Origin of the sequence: Serpentinimonas barnesii (assembly GCF_000696225.1) — a bacterium.
Lineage (GTDB): Bacteria > Pseudomonadota > Gammaproteobacteria > Burkholderiales > Burkholderiaceae_C > Serpentinimonas > Serpentinimonas barnesii.
This window is the reverse complement of sequence record NZ_BAWN01000051.1, coordinates 1-3,003: the sequence shown is the minus strand read 5'-3', so window position 1 is coordinate 3,003 and position 3,003 is coordinate 1. Positions and strand designations below refer to the sequence as shown.

Below are 3,003 nucleotides of genomic sequence, written 5' to 3'. Positions count from 1 at the left end.
TAACCTGCGGTTCAACTCGGACGTGCCTTCGGCCCGCCGGTTAACCTCAACGTTAGGCCTCGATTTGGCTTTTGCCGTTCCACCCCCGCGTGCTCCGGCGACGCTTCCCGGTTGCTGGCCTGCGCATGTGCTTATCGGCGCATGTCAAGATAGTTGTCGCCTGAATCATGCAACTTTCCGCTTGACTTCCTCCAAAGCCTCTGCCAGAATCTCAGGCAGCGGCTTCAAGGCAGCAACCCTCTGCCCCACAGCGCCTAACCGGCGGTTCAACACGGATGCGCCTATGGCACGCCGGTTAACTTCTACGTTAGGCCGGACAGAACGCATCCGTCCCAGATGTAGGCGATCCGTCATCCACGATTGAGGTAGCAATATTGTGAGCAAGACCACCCAACACGCACATGGTCACGGATCCGAACAGCGCGCCAGCCACTTGGCAAGTGGCGGGCACGGGATAGGGAGCCACGACCAGCACGCAGGTCACAGCCCGAAGATGTTCCGGGACAAGTTCTGGCTGTCGCTGATCCTCACCGTTCCGGTCGTTATCTGGGCAGCGCACATCCAGATGATCTTTGGTTACACGGCGCCCGAGTTCCCCGGGTCGGCGTGGATATCTCCTGTCCTCGGCACGGCCATCTTTCTCTACGGTGGCCTGGTCTTTTTGAAGGGTGCGTGGCGAGAGCTTAGAGCCCGACTGCCTGGGATGATGACCTTGATTTCCCTCGCCATCTCGGTGGCGTTCATCTTTTCGTGGGTGGTCCAGCTCGGTCTCATCGAGGCGGACGCGATCTGGTGGGAGTTAGCAACTCTGGTGACAATCATGCTACTGGGCCACTGGATTGAGATGCGCTCGATCTCACAGGCACAGGGGGCGCTACAGGAACTCGCCAAGCTGCTCCCGGATAACGCCACACGGGTCACTGAGCAGGGCGAGCAGACGGTGCCCATCAGCGAGCTGAGGGAGGGCGATATCGTGCTGGTCCGTCCCGGCGAGAGTGTGCCGGCGGACGGCCTGATCCAGAAAGGCACGAGCGATCTCAACGAGGCCATGATCACCGGCGAGTCCCGGCCGGTAAAGAAGAATGAAGGCGATGAGGTCATCGCCGCGACCATCAATGGCGAGGGTTCCCTGCGCATACAGGTCACTGGCACGGGAGAGAAGACCAAGCTTTCCGGGATCATGCGGCTCGTTGCCGACGCACAGACATCGAAATCCAGGGCGCAGCACCTGGCCGACCGTGCGGCCCGGATCCTGACAGCAGTGGCCATCGTCGCCGGCGTGCTGACGCTGGTGGTGTGGCAGTTCCTTGGAGCGCCCATCGATTTCACCATTGTGCGCGTGGTGACCGTCCTGGTGATCGCCTGCCCACACGCCCTCGGCCTAGCCGTGCCGCTGGTCGTTGCCATTTCCACGACCCTGGGCGCACGCAACGGCCTGCTCGTGCGGGATCGACGCGGACTGGAAGAAGCCAGAAACCTAGACATCGTGATTTTTGACAAGACCGGGACGCTCACCCTCGGGGAGTTCCGGGTGGTTGAGATGGCGGTAGCCGACGGGGAGTCCGAGGAGGATATGCTGCGGATTGCGGCGGGAGTCGAGGCGGAGTCCGAGCATCCGATCGCGCGTGGCATCGTGCGGACGGCGGTGGATCGAAAGCTTGATGTACCCCCAGCGGATGAATTCCGGGCGCTGACCGGAATGGGCATCGCAGCGTCGGTCGCAGGTATCGAGTACCGCATGGGTGGTCCCTTGCTCCTCCAGATGGAGGGTACGCAGGTTGCGGACACACTGCGTAAGGCCGCAGAGGCAGCTGCAAATCGTGGCCAGGCCGCCATCTACCTGCTACGGGGTAGCAAGGCCCTGGCGGTCTTCGCCGTGGCCGATGCCATCCGCGAGGAAAGCCGCGAGGCCGTGCGCGCGCTCCATCAGCGCGGCATCAAGGTGGCCATGCTGACCGGTGATGCACAGGCGGTCGCCGATGCTGTCGCCGCAGAGCTGGGGATCGACACGGTGTTCGCCCAAGTGCTCCCCAAGGACAAGGCGTCCAAGGTAAAGGAACTCCAGGCGCAGGGAAAGAAGGTGGCGATGGTCGGCGACGGGGTGAACGATGCACCGGCCCTCGCCATGGCCGACGTTGGGATCGCGATTGGTGCCGGCACCGACGTGGCCGTGGAAGCGGGACACATCGTGCTGGTGCGCTCCGACCCGCGCGACATTCCCAAGATCATTACGCTGTCCGCCGCCACTTATCGCAAGATGCTCCAGAATCTGTGGTGGGCGGCTGGATACAACATCGTCGCCATCCCTCTCGCCGCCGGGTTGCTCGCCGCGTGGGGTGTTCTTCTAACCCCAGCCGTGGGTGCGGTTCTGATGTCGGCGAGCACAGTGGTCGTCGCGATCAACGCCCAGCTTCTGAGGCGGGTGCAGCTGTGACGATTCCCTCATGCCGCCCAACAATCGGTTGCAGCAGACGGCCCGCTGCGCGGCGCGCCGCTGAACCGAAGCGTTAGGCCTCGCTCTGGCTTCTGCCATTCCACTCCCTCGCGCTCCGGCTGCGCTTCTTGGTTGCTGGCCTGCTGCTTGGCCCTCGCGGAAAGGCACAGGCACATCGAGCTTGCTTTCCTTCGCTCTTACCTTCCTGCAAGGTTCAGGCCATAATCTCCGGCAACGCCGCAGCACTCCAAGGCCGCAGCACTCTTCTCCACAGCGCCTAACCTGCGGTTCAACTCGGACGTGCCTTCGGCACGCCGGTTAACCTCAACGTTAGGCCTCGCTCTGGCTTCTGCCGTTCCACCTCCGCGTGCTCCGGCGACGCTGCCCAGTTGCTGGCCTGCTGCTTGGCCTTCGGTGAACGTTCGGGCACACCGCGCTTGCTTTCCTGCAAGGCCCCTGCCATAATCTCCGGCGACACCGCAGCGTTCCAAGGCCACAGCACCCTTGTCCACAGCGCCTAACCTGCGGTTCAACTCGGACGTGCCTTCGGCCCGCCGGTTAACCTCAAC

Annotated in this window: 2 protein-coding genes; one reads left to right on the top strand and one right to left on the bottom strand. The window is 63.0% G+C overall.

Annotated features, from left to right (window positions below; all coding sequences use genetic code 11):
- The first annotated feature begins 376 nt into the window (after window positions 1–376).
- Window positions 377–2,434: a copper-translocating P-type ATPase gene (locus SRAH_RS11375; protein WP_197537884.1), complete on the top strand. Its 2,058-nt coding sequence runs from the start codon at window positions 377–379 to the stop codon at window positions 2,432–2,434.
- Window positions 2,435–2,631: 197 nt separating this feature from the next.
- Here SRAH_RS11375 and SRAH_RS12890 read toward each other — a convergent pair.
- Window positions 2,632–3,003, bottom strand: a 372-nt coding sequence (locus tag SRAH_RS12890) for a hypothetical protein (RefSeq protein WP_206741113.1), incomplete at its 5' end; no start/stop codon positions are given.